Annotated in this window: 28 protein-coding genes and 1 pseudogene; 11 read left to right on the top strand and 18 right to left on the bottom strand. The window is 72.3% G+C overall.

The window, feature by feature from the left end; translation table 11 throughout:
- Positions 1-166 precede the first annotated feature (166 nt).
- Complete coding sequence (locus tag ACTMS0_RS12285) at positions 167-355, top strand: ferredoxin (protein WP_441155267.1); 189 nt, start codon at positions 167-169, stop codon at positions 353-355.
- Positions 356-482: 127 nt separating this feature from the next.
- Positions 483-2,063 (top strand): multicopper oxidase family protein, encoded by a 1,581-nt coding sequence (locus ACTMS0_RS12280; protein ID WP_441155266.1) that lies wholly within the window; start codon positions 483-485, stop codon positions 2,061-2,063.
- A 61-nt stretch (positions 2,064-2,124) separates the two neighbouring features.
- Here the strand turns inward: ACTMS0_RS12280 and ACTMS0_RS12275 are convergent, their stop codons facing one another.
- The 5 genes and pseudogenes from ACTMS0_RS12275 to ACTMS0_RS12255 form a co-directional block, all read right to left on the bottom strand.
- On the bottom strand, positions 2,125-2,298 hold the full coding sequence (locus ACTMS0_RS12275) for a hypothetical protein (protein WP_441155265.1): 174 nt from the start codon (positions 2,296-2,298) through the stop codon (positions 2,125-2,127).
- Entirely contained in the window at positions 2,295-2,513 is a 219-nt protein-coding gene (locus ACTMS0_RS12270) for a hypothetical protein (protein WP_441155264.1), read from the bottom strand. The genes ACTMS0_RS12275 and ACTMS0_RS12270 overlap by 4 nt, the downstream gene beginning before the upstream one ends.
- Positions 2,510-2,728, bottom strand: coding sequence for a hypothetical protein (locus tag ACTMS0_RS12265; protein WP_441155263.1), 219 nt, complete (start codon positions 2,726-2,728; stop codon positions 2,510-2,512). Before ACTMS0_RS12265 ends, ACTMS0_RS12270 begins: the two co-directional genes overlap by 4 nt.
- Positions 2,729-2,856: 128 nt before the next feature.
- Positions 2,857-4,053: a helix-turn-helix domain-containing protein gene (locus ACTMS0_RS12260; protein WP_441155262.1), complete on the bottom strand. Its 1,197-nt coding sequence runs from the start codon at positions 4,051-4,053 to the stop codon at positions 2,857-2,859.
- A gap of 121 nt (positions 4,054-4,174) precedes the next feature.
- Positions 4,175-4,742: pseudogene (locus ACTMS0_RS12255) on the bottom strand (NUDIX hydrolase).
- 154 nt (positions 4,743-4,896) lie between these two features.
- Here ACTMS0_RS12255 and ACTMS0_RS12250 point away from each other — a divergent pair.
- Positions 4,897-5,478: an HD domain-containing protein gene (locus ACTMS0_RS12250; protein WP_441155261.1), complete on the top strand. Its 582-nt coding sequence runs from the start codon at positions 4,897-4,899 to the stop codon at positions 5,476-5,478.
- A gap of 81 nt (positions 5,479-5,559) precedes the next feature.
- On the opposite strand, the gene ACTMS0_RS12245 is transcribed toward ACTMS0_RS12250, so the two are convergent.
- Both ACTMS0_RS12245 and ACTMS0_RS12240 read right to left on the bottom strand, forming a co-directional pair.
- Complete coding sequence (locus ACTMS0_RS12245; RefSeq protein ID WP_441155260.1) at positions 5,560-6,396, bottom strand: hypothetical protein; 837 nt, start codon at positions 6,394-6,396, stop codon at positions 5,560-5,562.
- A 41-nt stretch (positions 6,397-6,437) separates the two neighbouring features.
- Positions 6,438-6,728: a hypothetical protein gene (locus ACTMS0_RS12240; protein ID WP_441155259.1), complete on the bottom strand. Its 291-nt coding sequence runs from the start codon at positions 6,726-6,728 to the stop codon at positions 6,438-6,440.
- Between the two features lie 135 nt (positions 6,729-6,863).
- On the opposite strand from ACTMS0_RS12240, the gene asnB reads away from it, so the two are divergent.
- From asnB to ACTMS0_RS12225, 3 genes are read left to right on the top strand one after another with little or no spacing between them, the layout of a single operon-like run.
- Positions 6,864-8,723, top strand: coding sequence for an asparagine synthase (glutamine-hydrolyzing) (gene asnB / locus ACTMS0_RS12235; RefSeq protein WP_441155258.1), 1,860 nt, complete (start codon positions 6,864-6,866; stop codon positions 8,721-8,723).
- 15 nt (positions 8,724-8,738) lie between these two features.
- On the top strand, positions 8,739-9,335 hold the full coding sequence (locus tag ACTMS0_RS12230; protein WP_441155257.1) for a nitroreductase family protein: 597 nt from the start codon (positions 8,739-8,741) through the stop codon (positions 9,333-9,335).
- Positions 9,336-9,363: 28 nt separating this feature from the next.
- Positions 9,364-10,722: an NAD(P)/FAD-dependent oxidoreductase gene (locus tag ACTMS0_RS12225; protein WP_441155256.1), complete on the top strand. Its 1,359-nt coding sequence runs from the start codon at positions 9,364-9,366 to the stop codon at positions 10,720-10,722.
- 102 nt (positions 10,723-10,824) lie between these two features.
- Here the strand turns inward: ACTMS0_RS12225 and ACTMS0_RS12220 are convergent, their stop codons facing one another.
- The 4 genes from ACTMS0_RS12220 to ACTMS0_RS12205 are packed head-to-tail and all read right to left on the bottom strand — an operon-like array spanning position 10,825 to position 14,248.
- On the bottom strand, positions 10,825-11,607 hold the full coding sequence (locus tag ACTMS0_RS12220) for an SDR family NAD(P)-dependent oxidoreductase (protein ID WP_441155255.1): 783 nt from the start codon (positions 11,605-11,607) through the stop codon (positions 10,825-10,827).
- Between the two features lie 51 nt (positions 11,608-11,658).
- The gene (locus tag ACTMS0_RS12215) at positions 11,659-12,336 is read right to left on the bottom strand and encodes an SDR family NAD(P)-dependent oxidoreductase (RefSeq protein ID WP_441155254.1); all 678 of its coding nucleotides are present in this window, start codon (positions 12,334-12,336) and stop codon (positions 11,659-11,661) included.
- Complete coding sequence (locus ACTMS0_RS12210; protein ID WP_441155253.1) at positions 12,333-13,535, bottom strand: cytochrome P450; 1,203 nt, start codon at positions 13,533-13,535, stop codon at positions 12,333-12,335. Before ACTMS0_RS12210 ends, ACTMS0_RS12215 begins: the two co-directional genes overlap by 4 nt.
- Positions 13,532-14,248, bottom strand: a complete 717-nt coding sequence (locus ACTMS0_RS12205; protein WP_441155252.1) for a TenA family protein — start codon at positions 14,246-14,248, stop codon at positions 13,532-13,534. The genes ACTMS0_RS12210 and ACTMS0_RS12205 overlap by 4 nt, the downstream gene beginning before the upstream one ends.
- Positions 14,249-14,427: 179 nt before the next feature.
- On the opposite strand from ACTMS0_RS12205, the gene ACTMS0_RS12200 reads away from it, so the two are divergent.
- Positions 14,428-15,180 carry an SDR family NAD(P)-dependent oxidoreductase gene (locus ACTMS0_RS12200; protein ID WP_366597737.1) on the top strand — a complete coding sequence of 251 codons (753 nt, stop codon included), beginning with the start codon at positions 14,428-14,430 and terminating at the stop codon, positions 15,178-15,180.
- Between the two features lie 304 nt (positions 15,181-15,484).
- On the opposite strand, the gene ACTMS0_RS12195 is transcribed toward ACTMS0_RS12200, so the two are convergent.
- The gene (locus ACTMS0_RS12195) at positions 15,485-17,320 is read right to left on the bottom strand and encodes a BTAD domain-containing putative transcriptional regulator (protein ID WP_441155251.1); all 1,836 of its coding nucleotides are present in this window, start codon (positions 17,318-17,320) and stop codon (positions 15,485-15,487) included.
- A gap of 559 nt (positions 17,321-17,879) precedes the next feature.
- Between ACTMS0_RS12195 and ACTMS0_RS12190 the strand changes: the two genes are divergently transcribed.
- Positions 17,880-18,251, top strand: a complete 372-nt coding sequence (locus ACTMS0_RS12190) for an antibiotic biosynthesis monooxygenase family protein (RefSeq protein WP_441155250.1) — start codon at positions 17,880-17,882, stop codon at positions 18,249-18,251.
- A 75-nt stretch (positions 18,252-18,326) separates the two neighbouring features.
- On the opposite strand, the gene ACTMS0_RS12185 is transcribed toward ACTMS0_RS12190, so the two are convergent.
- On the bottom strand, positions 18,327-19,949 hold the full coding sequence (locus ACTMS0_RS12185; RefSeq protein WP_441155249.1) for an FAD-dependent monooxygenase: 1,623 nt from the start codon (positions 19,947-19,949) through the stop codon (positions 18,327-18,329).
- Between the two features lie 180 nt (positions 19,950-20,129).
- On the opposite strand from ACTMS0_RS12185, the gene ACTMS0_RS12180 reads away from it, so the two are divergent.
- The 3 genes from ACTMS0_RS12180 to ACTMS0_RS12170 are packed head-to-tail and all read left to right on the top strand — an operon-like array spanning position 20,130 to position 23,693.
- Positions 20,130-21,803 (top strand): acetyl-CoA carboxylase carboxyltransferase subunit alpha, encoded by a 1,674-nt coding sequence (locus ACTMS0_RS12180; RefSeq protein WP_441155248.1) that lies wholly within the window; start codon positions 20,130-20,132, stop codon positions 21,801-21,803.
- The gene (locus ACTMS0_RS12175) at positions 21,800-22,294 is read left to right on the top strand and encodes an acetyl-CoA carboxylase biotin carboxyl carrier protein (RefSeq protein WP_441155575.1); all 495 of its coding nucleotides are present in this window, start codon (positions 21,800-21,802) and stop codon (positions 22,292-22,294) included. The genes ACTMS0_RS12180 and ACTMS0_RS12175 overlap by 4 nt, the downstream gene beginning before the upstream one ends.
- A 22-nt stretch (positions 22,295-22,316) precedes the next feature.
- A complete protein-coding gene (locus ACTMS0_RS12170) occupies positions 22,317-23,693 on the top strand; it encodes an acetyl-CoA carboxylase biotin carboxylase subunit (protein ID WP_441155247.1) in 1,377 nt (458 codons plus the stop codon).
- A 94-nt stretch (positions 23,694-23,787) separates the two neighbouring features.
- On the opposite strand, the gene ACTMS0_RS12165 is transcribed toward ACTMS0_RS12170, so the two are convergent.
- Genes ACTMS0_RS12165 through ACTMS0_RS12145 form a run of 5 tightly spaced genes read right to left on the bottom strand, consistent with a single transcriptional unit; the run spans position 23,788 to position 26,512 of the window.
- Entirely contained in the window at positions 23,788-24,174 is a 387-nt protein-coding gene (locus ACTMS0_RS12165) for a SchA/CurD-like domain-containing protein (RefSeq protein WP_441155246.1), read from the bottom strand.
- Entirely contained in the window at positions 24,174-24,908 is a 735-nt protein-coding gene (locus ACTMS0_RS12160; RefSeq protein WP_441155245.1) for an SDR family NAD(P)-dependent oxidoreductase, read from the bottom strand. The genes ACTMS0_RS12165 and ACTMS0_RS12160 overlap by 1 nt, the downstream gene beginning before the upstream one ends.
- Positions 24,909-24,951: 43 nt before the next feature.
- Complete coding sequence (locus ACTMS0_RS12155; protein WP_441155244.1) at positions 24,952-25,287, bottom strand: antibiotic biosynthesis monooxygenase family protein; 336 nt, start codon at positions 25,285-25,287, stop codon at positions 24,952-24,954.
- On the bottom strand, positions 25,287-26,012 hold the full coding sequence (locus tag ACTMS0_RS12150; RefSeq protein WP_441155243.1) for an SDR family NAD(P)-dependent oxidoreductase: 726 nt from the start codon (positions 26,010-26,012) through the stop codon (positions 25,287-25,289). The genes ACTMS0_RS12155 and ACTMS0_RS12150 overlap by 1 nt, the downstream gene beginning before the upstream one ends.
- A 20-nt stretch (positions 26,013-26,032) precedes the next feature.
- Positions 26,033-26,512: an anthrone oxygenase family protein gene (locus tag ACTMS0_RS12145; protein ID WP_441155242.1), complete on the bottom strand. Its 480-nt coding sequence runs from the start codon at positions 26,510-26,512 to the stop codon at positions 26,033-26,035.
- Between the last annotated feature and the right edge of the window lie 17 nt (positions 26,513-26,529).

The raw sequence follows: 26,529 nt of genomic DNA, 5'->3' as shown, positions 1-26,529 counted from the left end.
CTTCGGGGCGCGGACGGAGGACGTCCCCGATCGTGCCGGCCCGCCTTGGAACGCCGCTCGACGCGCGGCTGTACCGGCTCTCGAGTCTCCTGTCCGACGATCGGGCGCGCGCGGCGGCGGATGCCCGCCGCCGACGGACCGGACGACACGGCGATCGGTGGTCATCATGCGTGTGATTGCGACCAAGGAGACCTGCGCGGTGAGCAGCCTCTGCGTCTACCAGGCGCCGGAGGTCTTCGACCAGGACGAGGAGGGCCAGGTCGAGGTGCTCGACCCCGAGCCGCCGGCCGAACTTCACGAGGACGTACGGATCGCGGTACGTGGATGCCCCACCCGATCCATTCGCGTCGAGTAATCTGAGCCGCACGTAGCGTACGGGCCGCGGCATGCCCGGGCCGGCTGGTAGCCGGCGGGGTGTGCCGCGGTCCGCGCCCGTCCGGCCCTGTCACCGGCCCCTCGGCCGCTTCACGATGGAGACACCGTTGCTGGCGAGTTCCCCGCAGGACACCCCCGCCCAGGCGACCCCACCGGCCGAGACCGCCGGCCGCCGCCGGTCCACCCGGCGCCGCATCCTGAAGGCGGGCCTGATCGGCGTGCCGGCGGTGCTGGCCGTCGCCGGTGGCGGCTTCGGCATCTGGTACGCGGTCAGCGACGTCGACACCGTCGGCGACGTCGACTTCCTCAACGAGCTGGCCATCCCACCGCTGCTCACCGGCCGCCAGGAGGGCGGGCGGCGCGTGTTCGACCTGACCGCCGGCGCCGGTGAGCGCCAGTTCCTATCCGGCCGGGCGACCAGCACGTGGGGCTTCGACAACGGGCACCTCGGCCCGACCCTGCGGGCGACCCGAGGCGAGACGGTGCTCGTCAACGTCCGCAACGACCTGCCCGAGACGACCACCGTCCACTGGCACGGCATGCACCTGCCGGCCGCGATGGACGGCGGCCCGCACCAGCCCATCCGCGCGGGCGCCACCTGGTCGCCGACCTGGAAGATCGACCAGCCGGCCGCGACGCTCTGGTACCACCCGCACCCGCACGGCCGCACCGCCCACCACGTCTACCGGGGCATGGCCGGCCTGTTCATCGTGGACGAGCCGGCGGCGTCGGCGGCCCGGCTGCCCACCCGGTACGGCGTCGACGACGTCCCGGTCATCGTGCAGGACGTCAACCTCGGCGACTTCAACCAGCTCGACGAGGGATACTCGCGGATCGCCGACGTCGGCATCCTCGGCGACACGCTGCTGGTCAACGGCACCGTCGGGCCGTACCACAAGGTCACCACCGAGCGGGTCCGGCTGCGCCTGGTCAACGCCTCACCGGCCCGCGTCTACAACTTCGGGCTCTCCGGCGACCGGCCGTTCACGCTGGTCGGCACCGACGGCGGCCTGCTGCCCGCCCCGCACACCACCGAGCGCGTCCAGCTCTCCCCGGGCGAGCGCGCCGAGATCGTCGTCACCGTACGCCCGGGGGAGCGGATCGTGCTGCGCAGCTACCCGCCGGAGCTCGGCCTCGACCCGATCAACAGCCGGATCACCGGCGGCGACGACCGGTTCGACGTCCTCGAACTCCGCGCGGCCGACCAGCTCACCCCGTCACCCGAGCCGGCCGCCACCCTCGCCGACCCGCCCCGCCTCGGCGTGGACGCCGCCGCGCCGGCCGCCCGCCGCTTCGAGCTGGCCGGTACGAGCCAGATCAACGGCCTGGGGATGGACATGAACCGCATCGACTTCGGGGTCACGAAGGGCACGACCGAGGTGTGGGAGGTCATCAGCCCCTTCCCGAAGCCGCACAACTTCCACGTGCACGGCACGCAGTTCCAGGTGCTCTCGGTCAACGGCGCGGCGCCGCCGCCGGAGCTGGCGGGCTGGAAGGACACCGTCTACACGACGCCTGAGGTGCCGATGCGGCTGGCGGTGCGGTTCAGCGAGTACGCCGACCGCGACGTCCCCTTCATGTACCACTGCCACCTGCTGCTGCACGAGGACAAGGGCATGATGGGCCAGTTCGTCGTCACCGAGCCCGGCCAGGCCCCCGGCACCCCGCCGCACATCGACCACGACTGACGGCACGACCAGCGGGCCCGACACCGGTGCGATCCGGTAACGGGCCTGCTGTCTGCTGGCGTCAGAGGGGACGCTGGATGCGTACCTTCGGACGCTCGTTCCTCAGGTGACCCTGCTTGTGCTGGCGGACCTGCTCGTTCCAGACCTCCTGGTCGTAGTCCGGGTCGGGCGGGATCCACCGGTGAGACCCGTCGCTGTAGTGGAACTTCTCGTCCCCCGGTCGCAGGATGCTCACCGCAGCCAGCCGAGGAACCGCCGGTGCAGCGTGCCGGCAGGCGCCCAGGTCAGGTCCTCGGTGGCGCGGACGAGTTGCGCGCCCATGTACAGGGCCAGGGACACCGGAGCGTCCGCGTACTCGGCACGCAGCTCCCGCCGTCGAGTCGGGCACGGCCACGGGGCGCCGCAGCCGCCGCAGCTCCAGACCGGCAACACCGGTCCGTGGGTGGTCACTCGCCCCGCTCCACCGACCGTGCCGTTGGCATGCGATCAGCCGGCTCGCCATCAGCCCCGGACTGTCGCGCCGCAGCGCGTGCCTGTCCCAGCAGCCGCTGTCGGGCTGCCTCCTGCTCACCTGCCTGGATGCGCTGTCCGGTGCCGGATGCAACTGGTGCCAACGGAGAGAGCCGCCTGGCGAGCCGGCGCAGCAGTCCGATGATCGCCTTCACGGTTCCGCTCCCTCCGTTCGGAAGGCGCGGATCCGCTGCCGACGGATTGCATCCTGCGTCCCGCACCCTCGTCCAAGGAGGACAGCGTCACCCCGCAGCGGGGCGTCGATCCAGAGGGTGACTGTCCGCTAACTGGCTGTCCCGTCCGCTGTTGGCTGACGGCGTGGCGCGTACTCGGTGCACAGCTCGCGTAGGGCCGCTGCCTCCGGCACCCCCGCCTGTTCCACCTTCGCCAACAGCTCGGCCGCCCGCCACCAGTTCGAGGGCACGACCCGCCCGGACGCGACAGCCTCCGCGCCCAGAGCGGTCGCCTCGTCGAGCTGCCCCGCGGCGACCAGGGCAAGGCCCAGGTCCAGGCGCGCCGACGCGGACCGGCGGGGTCGTGCCCCACCGTCGCCATCCGGGTCCAGATCGGCGAGTACGGCCCGAGCGACCTGCTCGGCGCCGGGATCGCCCGCCCACGCCAACGTCGTCGCCGTGTAGGCGGCGGCCTTTGCCGGGTCGTAGCGATAGTGGTGTTCGGCCCGCTCGGGGACCGGCAGGTTCGCGGTCAGCCGCTCCACCCGCTCGAGGGCGTGCCGGGTCGAACGAACGTCACCCATCCGCGCCCACGCGCGCGCCTCCTGGGCGGTGGCCTGGACATGGGCGGAGCTGCCCTTCGGGGCGACCTGTTGGGCCTGAAGGGAGAGGTCGAGCGCCTTGCGATAGTCGCCCTGGGTGAGCACGTCCCAAGCCCGCGTCTCCAGGCACCATCCCCGGATCTCAGCGTGTTCGGCGTGATTGGCGAGGTCAAGAGCAGCCTTCAGATGTGCCTTCGCCGCTGATCGTTGCTGGAGGTCGATGTGAACGGTGGCCCGTAGCACCGCCAGCCAGCCGCCGGCGACCAGGAGGCGGCGCTGCTGGGCGAGTGTGACGCGCCCGTCGAGCAGACGCACCACGTAGGCGAGCTGCCGTCGTACCAGCGGCAGCAGGTCGGCCGGTGCCACAGTCGGGTAGGCGCTGGCGAGGTCGTCAACGCCCTGCTCGATGCGGTCGAGCACGTCCCTGCTGACATCACTTGCGGCGACTCTCAAACTCAGCTCGGCGGCCTCGGCGGCGTGGTCGACCGGCACCTCAACAAGGCGAGCGAGCGAACCGCCCGCGTCGAGCACCTGGTCCAGGTGGCGAGCGGTGTCGAGGGTCGGAGCCTTGAGTCCCGTCTCCAACTCATGCAGGTGGCTCTTGCTCCGGTGAGCAAGCTGGCCCAGGGAGCGCAGAGACAATCCGTGTCGTTCACGAAGCTCGCGTAGCGCTACGCCGAAGCGGGGATCCACCGATGGGGCCATCGCACTGCTCCCAGGTAGGTGTCTGGGCCGCGGCCTCCGCCGACGTCTGTGCGGCGGTCACCGCAATTGACCGTACCGCTCCTTAGCCCTGGATCGATGCCGACTGCGCGACGGACGTGGCCTACAGGTCGCCGAGCGCCCGCCGGGTGACCAGTTCCAGTACGGCGATCACAGTCCCCGCACCGACGATCTCGCCGGTCGTGATCAGTTGCCGCGCCTCGTTCAGTGGGATCCAGGCGACCTGCTCGGCCTCATTCACATCCACTGGAGCGCCGGTGTGGTCCGCGGACCTCGCCAGGAATACCATGTTCTCGGCGTCGGCGGTACCCACCCACGGCTGGAACGTCAGCAACGGCTCCACCGCGCCTGGCCGCCAGCCTGTCTCCTCCTCGACCTCGCGGACCGCGCACACCGCCGGCTCCTCGACGTCATCGACGTAGCCGCCGGGCAGCTCCCACACCCATCGGTCGAAGACGAAGCGGTGACGCCGCATCAGCAGCAGCCGGTGCTGGCCATCCAGGACGGCGACCATCGCCGAGCGAGGCGCGCGGATCACGTACTGCTCGAAGCGCACCCCCGTCAGGCAACTCCACCTCGGCGATGCTCAACCGCGCCCGCCGCGTGTCGTCCACGATCCGCTCGCCGTGGATCGTCCAGCGGGTCAATTCCGTCGAAGGCTGCTCCACCACCCGGCAAGTATCGACCGTCGCCGGTAGTGGGAGCGGGACTCGTCCTCGCTATCCGACGTCGCCTTCCTGGGGCGACCGCGTCTCGTCGCAGTCCGGGAGCAACTAACGTCTAGCGTCTACAGCCTTCGCGTAGATGGATCACCAGGACGGGCAGATGAGTGACGACCAGGACGCCGCCGGCGCGATGAGCTTCATCTTCGAGGCGGGAGTCCTCAAACGCGCGGCCCGCACCGGCTGGTGGTTCGCCGGCGTCAAGCAGCCCGAGTCGATCGCCGAGCACTCCTTCCGCACCGCGCTCATCGGGATGATGCTCGCCGCCATGGAGGGCGCCGACCCCGCCCGCGTCTCCATGCTCTGCGTCCTGCACGACACCCAGGAAACCCGGATCACCGACATACCCCACGTCGCCAAGCGCTACCTCACCGCCGTACCCAACACGGCCGTCACCGCCGACCAGGTCGCTGCCTGCCCACCGGCCGTCGCCGACGTCATCACGGCCGCCGTCGCCGAGTACGAGGCCGGCGAGACCCGGGAAGCCGTCGTCGCCCGCGACGCCGACAAGCTGGAGTGCCTGGTCCAAGCCGTCGAGTACCGTCACCAGGGCGTCGACAACGTTCAGCGCTGGATCGACAGCTCCTGCGCCGCGCTCAAGACCACATCCGCCCGGCGCCTGGCAGACGCCGCTCTCAACGGCCAACCCCTCGCCTGGCTGATCCCACCTGCTCAGGGCGGGTAGCCCTACGATCTCCGGGAAGACGGTCCTTACCTCGGCGTTCCGACCCTCGCTCGCTGGCATGCGCGTCCCGCTTGAAGCACGTCAGGGGCAAGCTGGTTCGGGCTCGGCGACGAGCTTGCCCATCTGCGCGCGGTAGGTCTCCGAGGTGAGTTGTTCGGTGAGACGCTTCGCGTTCTCGAAATGTTGGTGCGCCTCGGTGCAGGCGCGGGCCTTCCGTTCCCAGTCCGCCCAGAAGACCTCGTTGTACGCGCGGTTGTACACGCGCTCTTCTTCCGGAGCGGATGGCGACGAGTCGATGGCCCCCCGCATCGCCCGGCGGCCCTCTTCCAGGTAGCCGTCGGCGAAGGAGGACCCGGCTTCCACCCTGTAGAGCGCGGGGTGGGTGATCCCGTCGACCCTCTTCGACGTTCCGATCCTGGCGATCTCCCGGCTTTCGGCGAATCTCTTCGACTCGTAGAAGGCCTGCGCGACGAGATAGCACTCGTGCGCCGACACCTCATCCGGCATCCGTCGGATGATGTCCGCGGCCTGCTGGGCCAGCGCCACCCTCTCGTTGTCGACCCGGGCCGGAGGCTGCCGGACGACGGCCTGCCCCTCCTCGTCCTCCGCCTTGGCCACGCTGTCCCGTGAAAGGTCTGATATCCGCTGGATGAGCTGCCCGAGTTCCGCCCTCGACTCCTGTGACTTCTGCTCGACGCCCTGCCGGTACGTGAGGTAGACCGAGACGAGGGACAGGACGAGCGCCAGGATCGCGACCAGGACGCTGGGCTCCCGGTACCAGGAGGCCCGTCGCCGTGTATCGCGCTGGAGCTCGGCGATCCTCGACTCCAGCAGGGACAGCCGCTCATCCGTCGCCGCTGCTGCCGGCCCTGGCTCTACCGCTGGCCCGGATGCTCTCCGACGTCGACTCCTGCCCACCTGTCACCTCCCCGTCGGCGACCTCTTGCACGGCCGAGGTGCTATCCGATGGCCCCGATGTCGCTATCGTCGGCCGGTACGAGGCCCAGGCCACGGGGCTGGAGTCGGATGAACTCGCGCCACCCGGCGTCCGTCTCCTCGGTGGCCATCTGCTCGAACATCGTGACGAGCGACGCCCGGTCGGCGTCAGACAGGTTCAGCAGCGGATACGCCGCGTTCTCCAAGGCACGCATCGCAGAGTCAGGATCGACGGTGTCACTGTCGCTGTGCTCCAGGAAGGCCAGGCATCCCAGCAAGCTCTCGAGCAACGCCTTGTGGATCTCGTCCGGCACAGGGTGAGGCTACCTACGTCCCGTGGTGCTGGCCATCGATCACCGGTGCGCCTCCCGTCGAGTCGCCTTCGAGGTCGCCTGGAACGGTGCCCGGCAGGCTGCGCGTAGTCGGACGCGAGGCGAGGGGTGATGCGCATGTGCGGCATCGTCGGCTGGGTGGACTTCGGGCGTGACCTGGCGGGGGAGCGCGCGACACTGCGGGCGATGACGGACACCCTGACCAACCGCGGGGTGGACGACTCCGGGGTGTGGATCCGGGGGCACGCCGCCCTCGGGCACACCCGTACGGCCATCATCGACGTGGCCGGCGGCGCGCAGCCGCTGACCGTCGAGCAGGACGGCCGCCAGGTCGCCACGATCGTCTACAACGGCGAGGTCTACAACTTCAAGCAGCTCCGTACCGAACTGCGGGCCCGCGGGCACGAGTTCCGTACGCGCAGCGACACCGAGGTGGTGCTGCGGGCGTACCTGGAGTGGGGCGTGGAGTGCGCCTCCCGGCTGGAGGGGATCTTCGCGTTCGCGATCTGGGACCTGCGCCGCCAGGAGCTGGTGCTGGTCCGCGACCGGCTCGGCGTGAAGCCGCTCTTCTACGCCCGCCGTCCGGAGGGCGTGCTGTTCGGCTCCGAACCGAAGGCGCTGCTGGCCAACCCGCTCGTGAAGCCGGTGGTGGGGCTCGACAACCTCCAGGAGCTGTTCGCCACCGCCAAGCGGCCCGGCATGTCGGTCTTCCGGGACCTGCGCGCGGTGCTGCCCGGCACCACGCTGACGATCGGCCGCGCCGGGATGGCGCAGCGGCGGTACTGGGCCCTGGAGGCCCGGCCGCACACCGACGACCTGGACGGCACCGTCGGCCACATCCGGGAGCTGCTGCACGACATCGTGCTCCGGGAGCTGGAGTCGGAGGTGCCGCTCTGCACGGCGCTCTCCGGCGGGGTCGACTCCAGTGCCGTGTCGGCGATCGCCGCGTACTGGCGCTGGAAGCTCGACGGGGAGCGCATCCGTACCTTCGTGACCACGTTCGACGACTACGCCAAGGCCTTCCAGCCGGATGACGTCCGGTTCGCGCCGGACGAGGTGTACGCCGACGAGGTCGCCCGGCACCTCAAGGCCGACCACGTCCGCATCCAGCTCAGCACCCGCGACCTGATGGACCGGGCCGCCCGCGACGCCGTTCTCTACGCGCAGGACATGCCCACCACGCTGGGCGACATGGACACGTCGAACTACCTGACCGCCCGCCGCATCAAGGAACACTCGACGGTCGCGCTGAGCGGTGAGGTCGCCGACGAGATCTTCGGCGGCTACAGCTGGATGTACCACCAGCAGCTCCTCGCCGCCGACATGTTCCCCTGGGTCGCCAAGGAGTACCTCATGCCCGGGTCGCCGCGCGGTCAGGGCCGCGGCCTGTTCGACCCGGGCTTCATGGCCAAGCTGGACCTGGGCTCGTACTACCGGGACCAGTACCGGACGGCCCTCGCGGCGGCGCCGCTGGCCGGCGACGAGGACGACACCGAGCGGCTCATGCGCGGCATCACCCACGTCACCCTCACCTGGTGGCTGCCGATGCTGCTGGACCGTGACGACCGGCTCGCCATGGCCAACGCGCTCGAACTGCGGGTGCCCTACGGCGACCACCGCCTGGTCGAGTACCTCTACAACACCCCGTGGCGGCTCAAGACCTTCGACGGCCGCGAGAAGAGCCTGCTCCGCGCGGCCGTCCGCGACCTGGTGCCCCACTCGGTGCTCGACCGCGCCAAGAGCCCGTGGCCGGTCACCCAGGATCCGGCGTACGCGGAAATGCTCCGCGACGAACTGTCGGCGCTGGTGAACGACCGGTCCTCGCCGTCGCTGCCGCTGCTCGACCTCCCCGCGGTCCGGGCCACGCTGGACCGGCCCTCGGAGATCGCCCACCAGTGGGTGAGCCGGATGAACATCGAGATGGTGCTGCAGTTCGACGCGTGGCTGCGGCGGTACGACGTGCAGCTCGCGATCTGACCCGAGGGAGTTTCCATGGACTTTCCCGACGTGCTGCGCCGCCGCCAGATGGTGCGCAGCTACACCGACCAGCCCGTCGCCGACGAGGCCCTCGACCGGATCGTGGCGGCCGTACGGCGGGCCCCGAGCGCCGGCTTCAGCCAGGGGTACCGCCTCGTCGTGGTCACCGACCCGGGGCTGCGGCAGAAGGCCGCCGACATCGCCGAGGCCCGCTACGTCGAGCTGGGCTTCCCCCGCTGGATCGCGTCGGCCCCGGTGCACATCTACGTCGCCACCCGGGAGGCGTCCTACCACGAGCGGTACGGCGGCGAGGACGTCCGGCCGGGTTGGTCGGAGATCCCCTGGCCGGTGCCGTTCTGGTGGTTCGACTGCGGAGCGCTGTTCATGCTGCTCCAGCTCGCGGCCATCAACGAGGGCCTCGGCACCGGGTTCGTCAGCTCCGTCTACACCGACGAGCTGAGCGCGCTCGCCAACGTGGTGGACCTGCCGGCCGACGTGTCCCTGACCGGCATCATCACCCTCGGCCACGAGGACCGCAGCAAGCGGATGCCGGTGCCGCCGAACGCGGCGCGCCGCAAGCCGCTCGACGACGTCGTGCAGTGGCGCCGGTGACCGCGCGTACGGGAAGGCGGGAGGGCTGATGAGCCAGCGCGTCCTCGTCCTCGGCGGCGGCATCGCCGGCACGTCCGCCGCGATCGCGCTCGCCCGGCGCGGCCACCCGGTGACCGTGGTGGAACGCGACCCGCCGCCGGCCGACCCCACCGCGGACCCGTTCCTGCACTGGCCGCGCCGCGGGGTGCCGCAGTTCCGGCTGCCGCACGGCTTCTCCGCCCGCGCCCGCAACCTGCTGCTGCGGCACGCGCCCGACGTCCTGGCCCGGCTGCGGGCGAGCGGCGTCGAGGAGATGAACCTGTTCAAGCGGCTCATCCCGGAGGACCAGTGGGTCCCCGCCGACGACACGTTCACCAACGTGTGGGCCCGACGGGCGGTCTTCGAGCTGGCGCTGCGGCTCACCGCCGAGGAGGAGCCGGGCGTCGAGTTCCGCTGCCCGGCGGTCGCGAACGGCCTGTGCTTCGACTGGACGAGCGCCGGCCCCCGGGTGACCTCGGTACGCCTCGCCGACGGCGACCAGCTCACCGCCGACGTCGTGCTGGACTGCCTGGGCCAGCGGTCTCCGGTGTCCCGCTGGCTTGCGGCCGAGGGGATCCGCGTGCCCACCGAGGTGCAGGACTGCGAGACCGTCTACTACAGCCGCTACTTCCGCTTCACCGACACCTGCGAGCTGCCCCGGACCTCGGTGTCCACGCTGCGTGGCGAGTTCGCCGACGGCTGGTTCATCGGCTTCCCCGGCGACCACGACACGTACGCGTTCTCCTTCGAGTGCCATCCGGACAACCGCAACGCCCGCGCGCTGCGGCACACCTCCATCTGGGAGGCGGTGGCGCGAGGCATCCCGGCGCTGGCGCCCTGGGTGGACCCGGCCAACGGCACTCCCCTCGAAGGCGTCCAGGTGATGGCGGGCAACCGCAGCCTGCGCCGGCGGTACGTGGTCGACGGCCAGCCCGTCGTCCTCGGCCTGCTCTCGGCCGGCGACTCCCTCTGCGCGAGCAATCCGGCGTACGGCTGGGGTTCGGCGATGGCGCTCACGTACGCGTTCGCCGCCGCCGAGGCGGTGGACGTCGGCGGCGGTGACCCGGTCGCGACGGCCCTGGCGTACGACGCGGCGACCGCCCGGGAGGCTGACGCGGTCTACCGGGAGTCGGCGGCGATGGACCGCGCCCGCATCTACCGGATCACCGGCCAGCCGGTGCCGGACGAGGACAAGGCGGAGATGGCCCGCCAGGACCTGATCGCGGAGGCCCTCTCCGGCGGCGTGCTGCACGACCTCGAACTGGGCCGGGCGTTCTGCCGGCGGGTCAACCTGGTCGGCCCGGCCGAGACGGTACTCGACGGCACCGACCTGGTCCGCCACGCCGAACGCCTCCGCGCGCCGGCCTGACGTGTAAGGAAGGGGCCCTTCTTAACGCCTGCGGTAGAAGAAGGGCCCCCTACTAACGGCCCCCGGCGCGAGCGGCGCCGGGGGCCGGGTCGTGAGCGAAGGTCAGTTGGGGCGCTGGTAGCGCGACGGGGGTGCCATGCCGGCGTCGATCGGCAGGTCGACCCCGGTGACGCTGCGGATCCGCCCGGAGGCGAACAGGACGACCAGCGCGGCGATCTCCTCCGGCTCGATCATCTCGCCGGTGGCGAGGCCGGCCATCTTCGGCACCATCGCCACGAACTCGTCCGGCGTCATCCCGGCCTTCTCCGCGATGTGCGGGTTGGTCCACAGCCGGGTCTTCACCGGACCGGGGGAGATGGTGTTGACCCGTACGCCCTGGGCGGCGAACTCCGCCGACAGCGCCTTGCCGATGTTGGCGACGGCGGCCTTGGCGGCCGAGTAGTGCGCGAGCCGGGGGTCGGCCATCGTGCCGTTCATCGATCCGATGTTGACGATCGTGCCCTTGCGCTCGACGAGGCTCGGCAGCGCGGCCCGGGTCGCCCGGATCGTCGTCATGACGTTCAGCTCGAAGGTCTGCCGCCACACGTCGTCGGTGATGTCCCGGAAGCCGGGGGCGAGCATGACGCCGCCGCCGACGTTGTTGACCAGGATGTCGATGCCGCCGAACTCGGTGAGCGCCCGCTCCACCAGCAGCTGCGGCCCCTCCTCGGTGACCAGGTCCACGGTGAGGGTGTGCGGCGTGGCCTCCTTCAGCTCGGGGCTGACGGTCCGGGCGCCGCCGTAGACGTCGGCGCCCGCGGCGGCGAGCGCCCGCACCACGGCGAGCCCGATGCCGGCGCCGGCCCCGGTGACCACCGCCTTCTTGCCGGACAGGTCGATCTGCATGGTCGGTCTCCTGTTGGTCGAAGGGTCCCGCTCGGTGGAAGGCGTCCCGCCCTACCGCGGGACGTGTCGCTCGGTGAGGAACTGTCCGGTCGGCCCGTCGTCGGGGAGGGTGGCCGCGTCGGCGATGAACCGGGCCGGCACCTCCGGCGGGGTCGTCATGCGCGGCATCATCCGGGTCCGGACCCGCCCGGGGTTGACCGCGTTGACCAGCACCCCGGTGCCGGCGGTCTGCCCGGCGACCAGGGTGGTGAGCCCGTTCAGGGCGCTCTTGGACAGCGAGTAGCCGGGGGCGCCGCCGAAGAGGGCTCCGCCGAACTCGGCGGTGGTGCCGCTGGAGACCACCACCACCCGCCCCCAGCCCCGCTCGACCATGGCCGGCACGAACGCCTGGAGCATCCGCCAGGTGCCCAGGAGGTTGACCCGCAGCGTCTCCTCGACCAGGTCGACGGGGGCGGTGAGCGGGTCGGTGCCGGCGTCGAGCAGCACGCCGGCGTTGCAGACCAGGATGTCGACCGGCCCGACCGCGGCGGCCGCCTTGCCGACGCTGCCGGGGTCGGTCACGTCGAGCTGCTGCCCGCGTACGCCGGAACCCAGCTCGGCCGCCGTGCCGGCGGCGGCCGACGCGTCGCGGGCGGTCACCGTGAGCGCCAGCCCGCGGGCGTGCAGCTCGGCGGCGACCGCCCGGCCGATGCCCCGGTTGGCGCCGGTGACCAGCGCGTGGCGGTTCACCAGGTCACCGGGACCTCGCTGAAGCCCTCCATGAAGCCGCCGAGGGCGCGGGGGAGCCGGGCAGCCGGCACGGCCAGCCGGATGTCCGGGAACCGGCGCAGCAGCGTCTCCGTGGCGACCTGGAGCTCCATCCGGGCCAGCGCCGCGCCGACGCAGTAGTGGATGCCCGCTCCGAAGGTCATGTGGTGGTTCTCCGGGCGGCGGATGTCCAGCGTGAACGGGTCGGTGAAGACCTCCTCGTCCATGTTGGCCGACTCCTCGGAGAGCAGCACGCTGGACCCCTTCTTGAGGATCGTGCCGTCGGACAGCTCGATGTCCTCCAGCGCGTACCGCAGGGTGCCGATCGAGGAGCCCATGATCTGCGTACGCAGCAGCTCCTCCACCGCCGACGGGACCAACGAGTAGTCCGCCCGGATCTCCTTGACCAGGTCCTGCCGGTGCAGCAGCACGGCGGTGCCGGTGCCGATCTGGCTGGCCGTGGTGACGTACCCGGCGATGAGCAGGCTCCGCGTCCAGTGGTGCAGCTCGTACTCGGACAGCCGGTTGTCGTCCTCGTCGCGGACCTTGATCAGGCTGGTGATGAGGTCGTCCTCGCCGGGGTTGGCCCGCTTGTACTCGATCAGCTCGACCAGGTACTGCCACAGCTCGCTGCGGCACCGCTCCACCTCGTCCGGCGGCAGCTTGGTGACCGACAGGAAGCCGTCGACCAGCGAGCGGAACCGGTTGCGGTCCTCGGGCGGGATGCCGAGCAGCTTGCAGATCACCAGGATCGGCAGCGGGAAGGCGAGCGCCTCGTTCAGGTCGGTCGGCTTCGGGCCGGCCGCCAACGCGTCCAGCAGCTCGTCGGTGACCTCCTGGGCGTACGGGCGGAGCAGCTCGATCCGGCGGGCGGTGAACGCCCGGGTGACCAGCCCCCGCATCCGGGTGTGGTGGGGCGGGTCGCCGTCGATCTTCGGGTCGACGAACAGCTCGTTGTCGGCGGCGATGCGGGCGACGTCCGGGCGGGCGACGTTCTTGCTCAGCCGGGGGTCGGCGAAGAGGCTGCGGACGTCGGCGTAGCGGGTCACCATCACGGCGGTGTCGCCGCTGGGCAGGCGCACCTCGACGAGGGCCTGCTCCCGCAGGCCGCGCAGCGCCTCCGGGACCTCCATCGGCGGGGTCCACGGGAAGGGGTAGGGGATCGGGGCCTGGGCAGTCATCTCGTGCCCTCTCTCGTTGACTCCTCGAACGGCAGCCGCCGGTCCCCGTCGTCGGAGAGGGACGCGGTGCAGGACTCGGCGAATGCCCATTCGTAACGGATGCTGATGGAGAACCGCTCGATGAGTTCGGCCCGCTGCCGGGCCGTACCGTTCTTGCCGACGTCGTCGGCCATGTCCAGGAAGGCCTGCACCGCGTACCGGTAGGACTCCCCGGGGTGGTAGGCCTCCACCCACGGCCGGTAGCGCGATCCGGGCACGGTGTCGCGCAGCAGCCGGTCGGAGACCTCGGCGTTGAACCACACCATCGGCAGCAGGGCGCCCACCCCGCCGGCGAAGGAGTCGGCCGTCGCGGCGGTGAGGAACGCGGTGTGCGCCCGGGTGACCGGGTCGATCGGTGGCTCGCCGAGGGTCTCCGGCAGGCCGGTCGTCGCGGCCAGGGCGGAGCTGTTGGCGCGCAGCCGGTCGCGCGCGTCCAGGGTCCCGGCCACCGACTGGCCGAGCAGCAGGGTGTGCGCGTCGTCGTCGGCCGCCGCCGCGCAGCGGGCCAACGCCCGGGCGTACGTCGGGAGCAGGTACCCGGTGTCCTGCGCGAGGAAGTGGGCCAGCGCCGCCGGTGGCAGTGACCCGTCCCGGATCCCCGACCAGAAGGGGTGGTCCTGCACCTTGCGCAGCACCGGATCGCGGATCTCCCGCAGTTCGTCGTGCAGCGGCATCGGCCGTCCTTAAGTCCAGGCGGGATGGTCGCGGCGGACGCTATCGGGGGCGGCTTGACCCCGGCTGGAGCAGACGCCGGCCCTGGTGGCGCCGTCCCGAGCCGGCGTCGAGCCCGGCGGCGGAGATTGACCCCCTGGCACGGCCGTGCCGGTCAGCGACATCGTGTGAGGGGTACGCCATGGATCTCGGCCTGACGGACAAGCGGGTGCTGGTGACCGGGGCGACCCGGGGCATCGGCCGGGCCACCGCACGGGCCTTCGCCGACGAGGGCGCCCGGGTCGCCGTCACGTACCACACCTCGGAGGCGGCCGCCGAGCAGGTGGTCAAGGAGCTCGGCGGGGAGGAGCGGGCGCTCGCGGTGCCGTACGACCTCGCCGATCCCGCCTCGGTACGGGCGGCGGTGCGCCGGGTGGAGGAGCGCTGGGGCGGGGTCGACGTCCTGGTGGCCAACGCCCAGACCTGGGTGTGGATCAACCCGGAGGACCTCCCGGCGTACGAGGACCTGCCGCTGGAGGAGTGGCTGGGGCGGTTCCGGGAGAACGTCGAGGGCCACCTGTGGACGGTGCGCGAGGTGCTCGGCGGGATGCGCCGGCGCGGGTGGGGCCGCGTGGTCCTGCTCTCCTCGGTCACCGCCCTGCACGGCAACCCGGGATCGGAGGTCTACGGGGCCGCCAAGGCGGCGCTGCACGGCTTCGTCCGGGGGCTGATGTGGACGCGGGACGGCGTGCTGGCCAACGTGGTCGCCCCCGGCGGGACGCTGACCGAGAGCCTCGACAACGTCGACCCGGAGCTGGTCGCGCAGGCCGCCCGGGACACCCCCAGCGGCCGCCTCAGCACGGCGGAGGACGTGGCCCGGCTGGTGGTCTTCCTCGGGTCGGCCGCGAACGGCAACGTCAACGGCGAGATCGTCCGGACCGCCGGCGGGCGGTGACCGCCCGGCGGTCACCGCCCGTGGCCCCGCGCCAGTGTGCGACCCGGCGGCACCCTGACCGTCGTCCTGTCGAGCTGCCCTCATGGATGGGGCGGTCCTATGCGTGGGGCAGCTCGACAGCGGCTGAGACGGCAGCCCACGCCGCACGGGTTGACGGGCGGTGACCCGGTCCGGCGGTCCGGTGGCGGGCGGTGGCCGCCGCAGCGGGACGGCCGGGCGGCGGGACGGGACGGGCGGGTGACGGTGCCACACCGGCGGGACGGCCGGTCGGTGGTGCGTCTGACTCCGGCACCCGTCCGCGGTCTCAGGCGTTCGAACCGAGCCGTGGCTCGATGAACTCGTGGTTGAGGCGTTCCCGCGCGTACAGGCGGGTCAGCCGGTGCAGCTGGTAGCGGACCACACCCTCGTCCGCCCGCGCCTCCAGGAGGTTGCAGGCGACCAGGCGGCCGAGCTGCGTCTCCACGGCGTCGGCGGCGCTGCCGAGCAGGTTGGCCGCGGTGGCGGCGGTGAAGTGCGGTGGCGGCAGCAGACTGAGCAGGCGCAGGGCGCTGCGGTCGTGCGGCTCCAGCCCGTAGTAGGTCTCGTCGTAGTTGTTGCGGACGTCGAATTCGGCGAACCGCAGCTGGTCCAACGCGGCCGGCCCGGACTCGATCAGGCTGGCCATCTTCCGCAGCGACCACGTCGGTGCCGCGGCGAGCCGGGCGCCGACGCAGCGCAGCGCCAGCGGCAGGTGGCCGCACCGGTCGGCGATCCGCTCGGCCTCCTCGAGCTCGGCGTTCACCCGAGACGTGCCCACCATGGCCCGCAGCAGGGCCACGGCCTCGCCGGTGGTCATCACGTCGAGCTTGGTGACCTTGACGCCGGGCAGGACCTGCAAGCCCCACCGGCTGGTCACCACGACCGCGCTCTCCGGCGTCGCCGGCACGAGCGGGGCGATCTGGGAGGCGGAGGCCGCGTCGTCGAGGACCACCAGGAGTCGCCGGCCGTTGCTCCAGGTGCGGTAGAGGCTGCTGCGCTCCTCCACGGTCGGCGGGATCTGCTGCTCCGGCACGCCGAGCGCCCGCAGGAACGCGGCGAGGACGTCCAGCTGTGAGGTCGGGTTGCGGGACGATCCCCGCAGGTCGGCGAAGAGCTGCCCGTGCGGGTACCGGGCCTTCTCCAGGTGCCCGACGTGCAGCGCCAGGGTCGTCTTGCCGACACCGGTCAACCCGCAGATGGAGACGGCGGCGGGCGCGGTGCGGTGTTCCTGCGCGGCGGCGAGGACGGCACGGACCTGCCGCACCACGGCCTCCCGGCCGGTGAAGTCGGGTACGTCCGGTGGCAGCTGCGCGGGCACCGCCGTACGGGCCGGGGCACGCTCGGCGGACGCCGCCGGGCGGGGTGTCGGCCGGTTCTCGGTCGGCTCGGCGTTGAGCAGGGACCGGTGCAGCCGCTGGACGGCCGGGGACGGTTCCAGCCCGAGTTCGTCGATGAGCAGTTCCCGCAGCCGCCGGTAGACCTCGAAGGCCTCGTACCGCCGGCCCGACCGGTCCAGCGCGGTCATCAGGTTGGCGTGGAACCGCTCGTGCAGCGGATAGCTGCGGACCAGTTCCTTCAGTTCGCTGATCAGTTCCTCGTACCGGCCGAGCTGCATGTCCGCTTCGATGCGCATGCCGAGCACCCGGAGCTTGTTCTCCTCCAGGCGGGTCATGTGGGCGGAGAGGATCTCGCCGGCGTTGACCCCGAGCAGAGCGGGGGCCCGCCAGAGGGCCAGCGCTTCGGTGAGCAGGTCGCTGGCGCGTTGCGCGTCACCGCGCTCCCGTTCGAGTCGGCCCTGCTGGGCGAGCCGCTCGAAGTGACATACGTCGATGTCATCGTCGTTGACGTCCAGCAGGTAGCCGCAGGACTGGGTGTGTAGCCGCGCCAGCCCGGACGGGTCCAGCACGTCCTTGCGCAGCTTGTAGATGTACGTCTGGAGAGTTGTCATCGCGCTGTCCGGGGGATTGTCCCCCCATAATTCGTCAACGAATTCGCTGACCTGCACGACTTGGTTACGGCGCACCAGAAGAAAAGCCAAGACCTGGCGAACCTTCGGTGCGGTCGGGGTGATATCCCGGTCCTCGTGAGTAACGGACAGTGGGCCAAGAATGCGGAACACCATTCAGCTCCCCCAGGAAATGGTGCGCGTTAACGCTGGTCCGAAAAGCGGGACATCGACGGGCAATTGTGGTGGTGGAACAACCCCCAGACACTTTGTCCCGCCTTTCGGCGGCATGATCGACATGCTCCGTGGCGCAACTGCTACAGACTGTAAGTTGCGACCCCAGCACGGTCAAGGTTTCGTGGGTCAACTGTCCGACGTTTCCTGCGGGTAGGTTCCGTGCTAATCGCGCGCGGCGCGGAGGGGTCGACAAAATGTCGCTTAGCGTCCAGTGGGATCGGGTGAGTGGCAACTAATCCGTAGTTCCAGCGGCACTCTGGACAAAAACCGTCATCTATGTTGTCCTTTTTGCGCCGCTCGGCGGGAATGATGCTGACGCCTCCTATTTCCGCCCGTGCCGGCGTCCGGCGGATGTCGAGTCCGCCTCGAGAACCGGCCGGCCGGGGCCCGGAGACCCAGCCCGGCTTCAGCCGCGCCCCAGCGGGTCGGGGTGTGCTGTGGACGCGATCCCGGGCGGGACCGCCGCCACGTCGTGGCGCGCGAGGGAGGGGTGGCCCGCATGTCCGACCAGGTGGCACGGCCGACGTCCGACGAGGCCGGACCGGATGAGGCCGCACCGGCCGGACCGCACCGGGTCCGGGTCCTGGTCTACGCCGCCGCGCCCTCCGGCGAGCCGGACGCGGTGGCGACCGCGTACCACCGCATCAGCCGCGACCTGGCCGGCACGCCCGGCCTGCTGCGCAACGAGCTGCTCCGCGCGGCCGACGACGACCGCGCGTTCGTCGTGATGAGCGAGTGGGTCAGCCTGGACGCCTTCCGCGCCTGGGAGGCCGGCGCGGCGCATCGGGACACCACCGCGCCCCTGCGCGACTACCAGCGCGTGCCCGGCCCCCGCCCGTTCGGCATCTACGAGGTCACCGCCACGTACTGATCCGGTGGGCGCTCGGGATCGCCCACCGGATCGAACGCACCGCGCGCGGTCCACACCGGACCGCGCGCTTCCGCGTCAGCCGCTCCGGCCGAGCACCGTACGCAGGGCCTCGCGCAGCGCGGCGGCGGGATCGACCACCGCGTCGCCGCAACACCAGGCCACGTGGCCGTCCGGGCGCAGCAGCGTCGCCCCGCCGGCGTCGTACCGGGCCGCGAAGACGCCCTCGACGTCGACCAGGTCCGCGCCGGCCGCCGCCGACCCGATCCGGTACGCCCGCAGCGGCACCGAAAGCTCCCGCGCCACGAGCGACCCGACCCCGTCCCAGCGGACCGCCGCGCTCCCGGTCAGCAGCACGAACGCGTCGTGGCAGAGGTCGTGCACCGAGATGCGCCGCCCGCCGCGGTCCAGCCACAGGTGCGGCGCCCGCTGGCCGGGCTCGGCGCGCGCGGTCAGCTCCCGCCCGTACACCGTGTCGTGCGCCGCGCCGACCGTCGCGGTCGACCGGTACCGCTGCCCGAGGGTGCAGAGCACGTCGTCGACGTCCTCGGTCCCCGGGTCCTCGCCGAAGCGGGCCCGCTGCCGCGCGACGGTGATGTCGGCCAGGGCGAGCGCGACCGGCCGGCGCTCCGCCTCGTACGTGTCGAGCAGGCCCTCGCCCGCCCACCCGCCGAGCACGCCGGCGAGCTTCCAGGCCAGGTTGTGGGCGTCCTGGACGGCCGCGTTGGCGCCCATCGCACCGGCCGGCGGCCAGACGTGCGCGCTGTCGCCGACGAGGAACACCCGCCCGGCCCGGAACCGGTCGGCGACCCCGACCGCCTCCTCCCAGGCGGCGACGTCGAGCACCTCCACCGGCCGGTCGGTCCCGAGGAACGACCGGGCCAGCTCCCGGCAGCGGTCGGGGGTGAACGACGCCGCCGGGGTCTGCGCCGGGTCGAAGCTCACGCTCATCGCCCACTGGTCCGGGACCGAGGTGGTCAGGAACGACCCCAGCCCGAGCTCGTCGTTCACCACGATCCAGAACATCGCCCGCTGGCGGACGATCCCGGTGAGGTCGGCCCGTACCAGGAACGTCACCCAGTGCTGCGTGACGCCCGGACCGGCGCGGTCGATCCCGACCGCCTCCCGGACCCGGCCCCGGAAGCCGTCCGCGGCGACCAGGTAGCGGGACCGGACCGTCCGGCGGTCGCCGCTCGCGACGTCCTCGATCACCGCGGTCACGCCGTCGTCGTCGGCCTCCACCGACACGCAGCGGGTGCCGAAGCGGATGTCCGCCCCGCGCTCGCGGGCCGCGTCGACCAGGATCGGCTCCACACTGCGCTGGTCCGCCATCACGAACTCGGCCGGCGTCAGCTCGGGCAGCGGCTTGCGCGTGTCGTCGGCCAGCAGCCAGGTCCACTCCCCGCTGAGCGTCTCGCAGCGGACCACGCCCGCCTCGTCGTCGAACGGCCGGCCGGCCCGCCGGATCCGGTCCTCGACACCGAGCGGCCGGTAGAGCTCCATCGTCCGCTGGTTGATCCCCCGCGCCCGGCCCTGCACCGAGATGCCCGGGTGCCGGTCCACCAGCACCGACGCCACCCCGTGATGGGCGAGGAACAGCGCCGACGCGAGGCCGGCGTAGCCACCACCGACCACCAGGACGGAGGTCGTCTCGTCGTACGTGTCGGTGGGCTCCCGGCCCACCGCCCGGTCGCTCGGCATCCGCGTCCTCCCTCTCCGGCGGCGGCGTGCCGCCCGTGCGCCGGACCGGCCGGACCGGCCGCGCCCGCACAGCAGGATCACGGCCGGCCCTCGAGAGCCGGTGGACGTCGGCGCCGGTGGCGGGGCCCCGGTTCAGCCCGCGTCCAACACGCCTTGAGGTGGCGGGGTCAGGCTGCCGGTGTGACCGTCTCCACACTGCCCCCACCCGCGCCGGAGTGGGTCAGCTGCGGCACCTGCCGGGGCCTGACCTACGGCCCGCGCTTCGACCGGGACCTGCGGGTGTGTCCCGGCTGTGGCCACCACAGCCGACTCACCGCCGGTCAACGCATCGAGCAACTGCTGGACCCGGGATCCGTCCAGCCGCTGGAACCGCCGGCGGTGAGCGAGGATCCGCTCGGCTTCGTGGACTCCCACCCCTACCCCGACCGGCTCCGCGCCGCGCGCGGCACCACCGGCCTGGCCGAGGCGGTCACGTGCGTGACCGGGACCCTGATGGGCCACCCGCTGGTCGCCGCCGTGATGGACTTCCGGTTCCTCGGCGGCAGCCTCGGCGTCGGAGTCGGCGCGGCCATCACGGCCGCCGCCGAGACCGCGCGCGACACCCGCCGCCCGCTGCTGCTGGTCACCGCCTCCGGCGGGGCGCGCATGCAGGAGGGCGCGCTCGCCCTGATGCAGATGGCGAAGACCAGCCAGGCGATGGCCGAGCTGGACGAGGCGGGCATCCTGACGATCTGCCTGGTCACCGACCCGACGTACGGCGGGGTGGCGGCCTCCTTCGCGACGCTCGGCGACGTCGTCATCGCCGAGCCCGGCGCCCGCATCGGCTTCGCCGGGCGGCGGGTGATCGAGCAGACGATCGGCCACGAACTCCCGGAGGGCTTCCAGACCGCCGAGTTCCTGCTGGCCCGTGGCCTGCTCGACGCGGTGGTCGCGCGCTCGGCGCTGCGCCCGACCCTCGCCCGGCTGCTGGCCGCCGCCGCGCCGGGCACCCCGGCGGCCACGGCGCCGTCCCGGGTACGCCTCGTCCGCGACCCCGCCGAGTTGCCCGTCCGCGAGGCCGCCGACGTGGTGGCGGCCGCGCGGCACCCCCAGCGCCCCACCACCCTCGACCACGTCGCCCAGGTCTTCGACGACTTCCTGGAACTGCGCGGCGATCGCTGCTCGGGCGACTGCCCGGCGATCGTCGGCGGGATCGGGCGGCTCGACGGCCGGCCGGTGATCGTGATCGGCACCCAGAAGGGCCGGGACACGGCCGAGCGCATCCAGCGCAACTTCGGCATGGCGCTGCCGGAGGGCTACCGCAAGGCGGCCCGGCTCATGCGGCTCGCCGCCAAGCTGGGCCTGCCGGTTGTCACCCTGGTGGACACCCCGGGAGCCCATCCCGGCGTGGACGCCGAGGAGCGTGGGCAGGCGTGGGCGATCGCCGAGACGATCCGCCTGATGTCCGGGCTGCCGGTGCCGGTCGTCGCGGTGGTGACCGGCGAGGGCGGCAGTGGCGGCGCGCTGGCGCTGGCCGTCGCCGACCGCGTGCTCGCCTGCGCCGGGGCCATGTACTCCGTGATCAGCCCGGAGGGGTGCGCCGCGATCCTCTGGAAGGATCCGGCCGCCGCGCCCCGGGCCGCGGCGGCGTTGCAGATCGGTTCCCGGGACCTGCTGCGTCACGGCATCGTCGACGCGGTGGTGCCCGAACCGCCCGACGGCGCGCACGAGGACCCGGTCACCGCGGCGGACCTGCTGCGGGCCGCGCTGATCGAGTCCCTTCAGGAGATCGCCGCCGTCGCGGCGACGGATCTGGTGGCCCGCCGCCGGCGACGGTTCCGGCGGTTCGGCACCGAGGAGTCGAGGTGGAGATGACCAACGAGGTGACCGACACGACCTCACACGGCATCGACGAGCTGTGCCGGCACGCGACGCAGCTCGCGCGTACCGCCCCGGCGCCGTTGCGCAGCGTCCGGGTGCAGGCCGGTGAGCTGCTGGTGGCGCTGGAGTGGCCGGATACGCCGGCCGGCGGGCCGGTCGTGGTGGCGGCGCCCGCCGCGCCGCCGGCCGCCGCCGGCGGCCCGGGGGAGGCGCCCCCGGCGGACGGCACGTTCACCATCTCGGCGCCGCTGGTGGGCACCTTCTACCGGGCCCCCGGGCCCGGGGCACCCCCGTTCGTCGAGGTGGGCCAGGACGTGGCGGCGGGCCAGCAGGTCGCGATCGTCGAGGCCATGAAGCTCATGAACCCGGTGGACGCCGACCGGCCCGGCCGCGTGGTCGAGGTGTGCGTGGCCGACGGCACCCCGGTCGAGTACGGCGAGGTGCTTTTCGTACTTGCGCCGCCCCCGGAGGCGGACGCGCCGTGACGCGGACCAGGAGGTAAGACACGTGTTCTCCACCGTGCTGATCGCGAACCGGGGCGAGATCGCGCTCCGGGTCGCGCGGACCTGCCGGGAGATGGGCATCCGGACCGTCGCGGTCTGCTCCGACAGCGACCGCGACTCGGCCATCACCCGGTACGCGGACAAGACCGTCCGGATCGGACCGTCGGCGGCCCGGCTCAGCTACCTGAACCCTGCCGCCATCGTCACCGCGGCCCTGCAGAGCGGCGCCGAGGCGGTGCACCCCGGCTACGGGTTCCTCTCCGAGGACCCGGACTTCGCGGAGATCTGCGAGGCCAACGGGCTCACCTTCGTCGGCCCGCCGGCCGCGCTGCTGCGCCGCCTCGGCGACAAGGCGCAGGCCCGCGAGATCGCCCGCGCGGCCGGCCTGCCGGTGCTGCCCGGCAGCTCCCGCTCGCCCGCCTCGCTTGAGGAGGCCCGGGAGGTCGCCGCGCTCATCGGCTACCCGGTCATCATCAAGGCGACGGCGGGCGGCGGTGGCCGGGGGATGACCGTCGTACGGGACCCGCGCGAGTTCGGCCGCTCCTGGGCCCGGCTGCGGGCGGTGGCCCAGGCCACCTTCAACGACCCGCGCCTCTACCTGGAGAAGTTCCTGGAGAACGCCCGCCACGTCGAGGTGCAGGTGCTCGGGGACGGCAACGGTGATGTCATCCACCTGGGGGAGCGCGACTGTTCGGTGCAGCGGCGCCGCCAGAAGCTCGTCGAGGAGACACCCGCGCCGGGCCTGCCCGGCGAGCTGGCCGAGCGGATCCGCGCGGCGGCGGTGCACGCGGCCCGGGAGGTGCGCTACGCCGGCGCCGGCACGTACGAGTTCCTGGTCGGCGACGACGGCGACTTCGTCTTCATGGAGGTCAACTGCCGGATCCAGGTCGAGCATCCGGTCACCGAGCAGGTGACCGGCATCGACCTGGTCCGCGAGCAGCTGCGGGTCGCCGCCGGGTACGGGCTGTCGGTCACCCAGGAGGACGTGCAGCCGCGGGGCGTGGCCATCGAGGTGCGGGTCAACGCCGAGGACCCGGAGCGGGGCTTCCTGCCCACGCCCGGGGTGCTCGACGAGTTCCTGCCGCCGAGCGGGCCGTTCGTCCGGGTGGACACCCACGGCTTCCCGGGCTTCCGGGTCACCGCCGACTACGACCCGCTGCTCGCCAAGGTCACCGTCTGGGCGCCGGACCGGCGCCAGGCCATCGAACGGGTCGACCGGGCCCTGGCCGAGTTCCGGGTGACCGGTCGTGGGGTGCACACCACCCGCGACTTCCTCCGCCGGGTGGTGGCGAACCCGGTCTTCCGGGCCGCGAAGCACACCACCGGCCTGGTCGACGAGATGGCCGTCGAGGACGCCGAGCGGCTGCGGCTGGCCGGCTGACGACGAGAACGAAGGCCCCGTCCGCGGCGGACGGGGCCTTCGTCGTACATAGGGGAAGCGGCGGACCGGGATCGGTCCGCCGCTTCCGCCGTGGTCAGTTCGGCTGCGGGGGCACGTACTCCTCGCGCGACAGCTGCGAGATGCACCGCATGGTGGCGTTGCGGAAGTACGTCTGGAAGCCCTCGGTCGACTTCGTGTCCCGCTGCTCGGCGAGGTACGGGGCGAGCTTGCTCTCCAGCGTGTGCACGCCCTGCTGCTTCGCCATGTGCCGGCCGATGGCGGCGAAGTCCCCCTGGTAGTGGATGACCCGCACCATCAGGTCGTCCCGGATGAACACCGCGGTGCCGAGCAGTTCGCCGACCTCGGTGCCGTCCTCGTCGCGCAGCACCGGCGAGTCCACCCGCCGGAAGTTCGCGAAGATCTCCGCGATCTCGTCCTCGTGACCGGGCTTCACCTGGTAGGTGATGGCGGCGTACGGCATCAGATTCCTCCGTCCACGTGCAGGATGCTCCCGCTGACGTAGCGGGACTCGTCACCGACGAGGAAGAGCACGGGGCCCGCCACCTCGTCGGGTTCGCCCAGCCGGCGCAGCGCGGTCATCCCCTTGATGAGTTCCGCGACCGGTGGCGGTGGTCCGCCGCCGGGTTCGGTGACGATGACCCCCGGGGCCACCGTGTTGACCCGGACGCCCCGGTCGCCGACCTCCCGGGCCACCGAGCGGGTAAGTCCGACCAGCGCCGACTTCGACGCCGCGTAGTGCGCGCTGTGCGGCCGCCCGCGCAGCGCGGCCGACGCGCCGACGAGGACGACCGAGCCACCGTCGACGATCAGCGGCAGCGCCGCCTTCGTCACCAGGAACGCGGCGGTCAGGTTGATGTCGACGACCCGCGTCCACTCCTCGGGCGTCAGCTCCTCCAGGGAGGCCCGCCCGTCGACGCCGGCGTTGTTCACCACGGCGTCCAGGCCGCCGAGCGTCTCCCGGCAGACCTCCAGCAGGCGCGTCACGTCCTGCTCGTCGGTGACGTCGGCCTGGACGACCCGGTGGCCCGCGCCCTCCTTCTCCAGCTCCCGGGCGAACTCCTCGGCGTGCTCGCGGTCGTGGCCGTAGCAGACCACCAGGCGGGCGCCGGCCCGTGCGGCGGCGAGCGCGGTGGTCCGGCCGATGCCGCGCGTACCGCCGGTGATCAGGATCCGTTTCGCGGCGAGCGAACCCACGTCGGTGCCTCCCTTCGTCGTGCCGTGGTGGGGACGGCCCGGGTCACCGGGCCGCCGCGCCGGTCATCCCGTACACGACGCGCATGGTCGTCATCGACCCGCCGGACCGGTACGGGTGCAGCTTGGTGCGGTGCTCCACGTGCGCGTCGCTGTGCTCGAACTCGCGGAAGCGCGGCTCGTCGACCCAGTCGCTGACCACGTAGTAGACGGACTCCTCCTCGGTGCTGCGGGACAGCCAGTGACCGAGGTTCGCGGGGTGCTGGACGATCGTGCTGCCGACCTTGTGCCAGGTCTGCTCGAACTCCCGCTCCATGCCGGGGTGGATGTTCATCCGCAGCATGACGCGGAAGGCCACCGACCGGTCCTCGTCGGCGGCCATCAGATGCCCCCGTCGACGTTGATGGTCTCGCCGTTGACGAAGCTCGCGCTGTCGCTGGCCAGGAAGCGGACCACCGAGGCGATCTCGTCGGCCTCGCCGAGGCGGCCCAGTGGGATCAGGTTCTTGTAGCGCTCCAGCACCGCCGGCGGCGTCTCGGCCTCGGTCTGCACCGGGCCGGGGGCCACCACGTTGACCCGGATGCCCTGCGGGCCCAGCTCCTTGGCGAGCGAGCGGGTGAGCCCGATCAGGCCGGACTTCGCGGCGGTGTAGTGGGCGCGCAGCGGGATGCCGACGGTGGCCACCCGGGAGCCGACGTTGACCACCGATGAGCCCGCGCCGAGCAGCGGCAGCGCCGCCTGGATCACCCGGGCGGCGGCGGTCAGGTTGCTGTCGACGACCGACCGGAACTCCTCCAGCGGGAGCTTGGCGAACGGTACGTGGCTGATCACGCCCGCGTTGTTGACCACCGCGTCGAGGCGCCCGAACCGCAGCCGGGCCTCCTCGATCAGCGCGGCGACGTCCTCGGCGTTGGTGACGTCGGCCCGGACCACCTGGTGGGTGCCGGGGGTGGCCTTGAGTTCCTCGACGAGGCTGCCGACCGCCTCGCTCTCCGTCCGGTAGCAGGTCACGACGTCGGCTCCGGCGCGGGCGAAGGACAGCACGATCGCCCGCCCGATGCCCCGGCTGCCGCCGGTCACCAGTACTTTCTTCCCGGCAACGTCCACGGTGTCTCCTTTCCGAAGGTTCAAGGACTCGCCGTGGCGCCGAGCAGCACCGCCACGGCGCTCACGTTCACGACGAACGCCAGCACGGCCAGCGCCGTGCGCAGCAGGTTCCAGTTCCGCCAGCGGACCCGCGGGTCCGCCCGCGCCCAGTCGGCGGGCGGGCGCTGCGGGTCCAGCGACATGACGTACCGGTTGATCGGCACGTTCTTGACCACCGAGATCACCATCACCACCACCAGCAGGGCGCCGGCGGTGCCGAACAGCGCCCGGGCGGTGGCGTCGTCGAAGGTGGCGACGAGCACCAGGTCCAGGACGCAGGCCGTCGCGTTCAGCGCCGGCATGAGCGGGTCGTACCGCTTCCAGAGGAACTGCACGGTCCCGACGTACGTCTGGTACGGCACGGCCAGCGTCATCGGCGCCAGGCCGATGACCGTGGAGACCATGACCCCCACCGCCACGCCGTTGGCCACCAGGGCCACCGCCACCAGCAGGGGTGTCATGTCGACCCGCCCGGTCC

It is taken from the genome of Micromonospora sp. H33 (assembly GCF_052068455.1).
GTDB lineage: Bacteria > Actinomycetota > Actinomycetes > Mycobacteriales > Micromonosporaceae > Micromonospora.
Note: the sequence above shows the minus strand (reverse complement) of the source record. Positions and strands in the feature narration are given on the sequence as shown.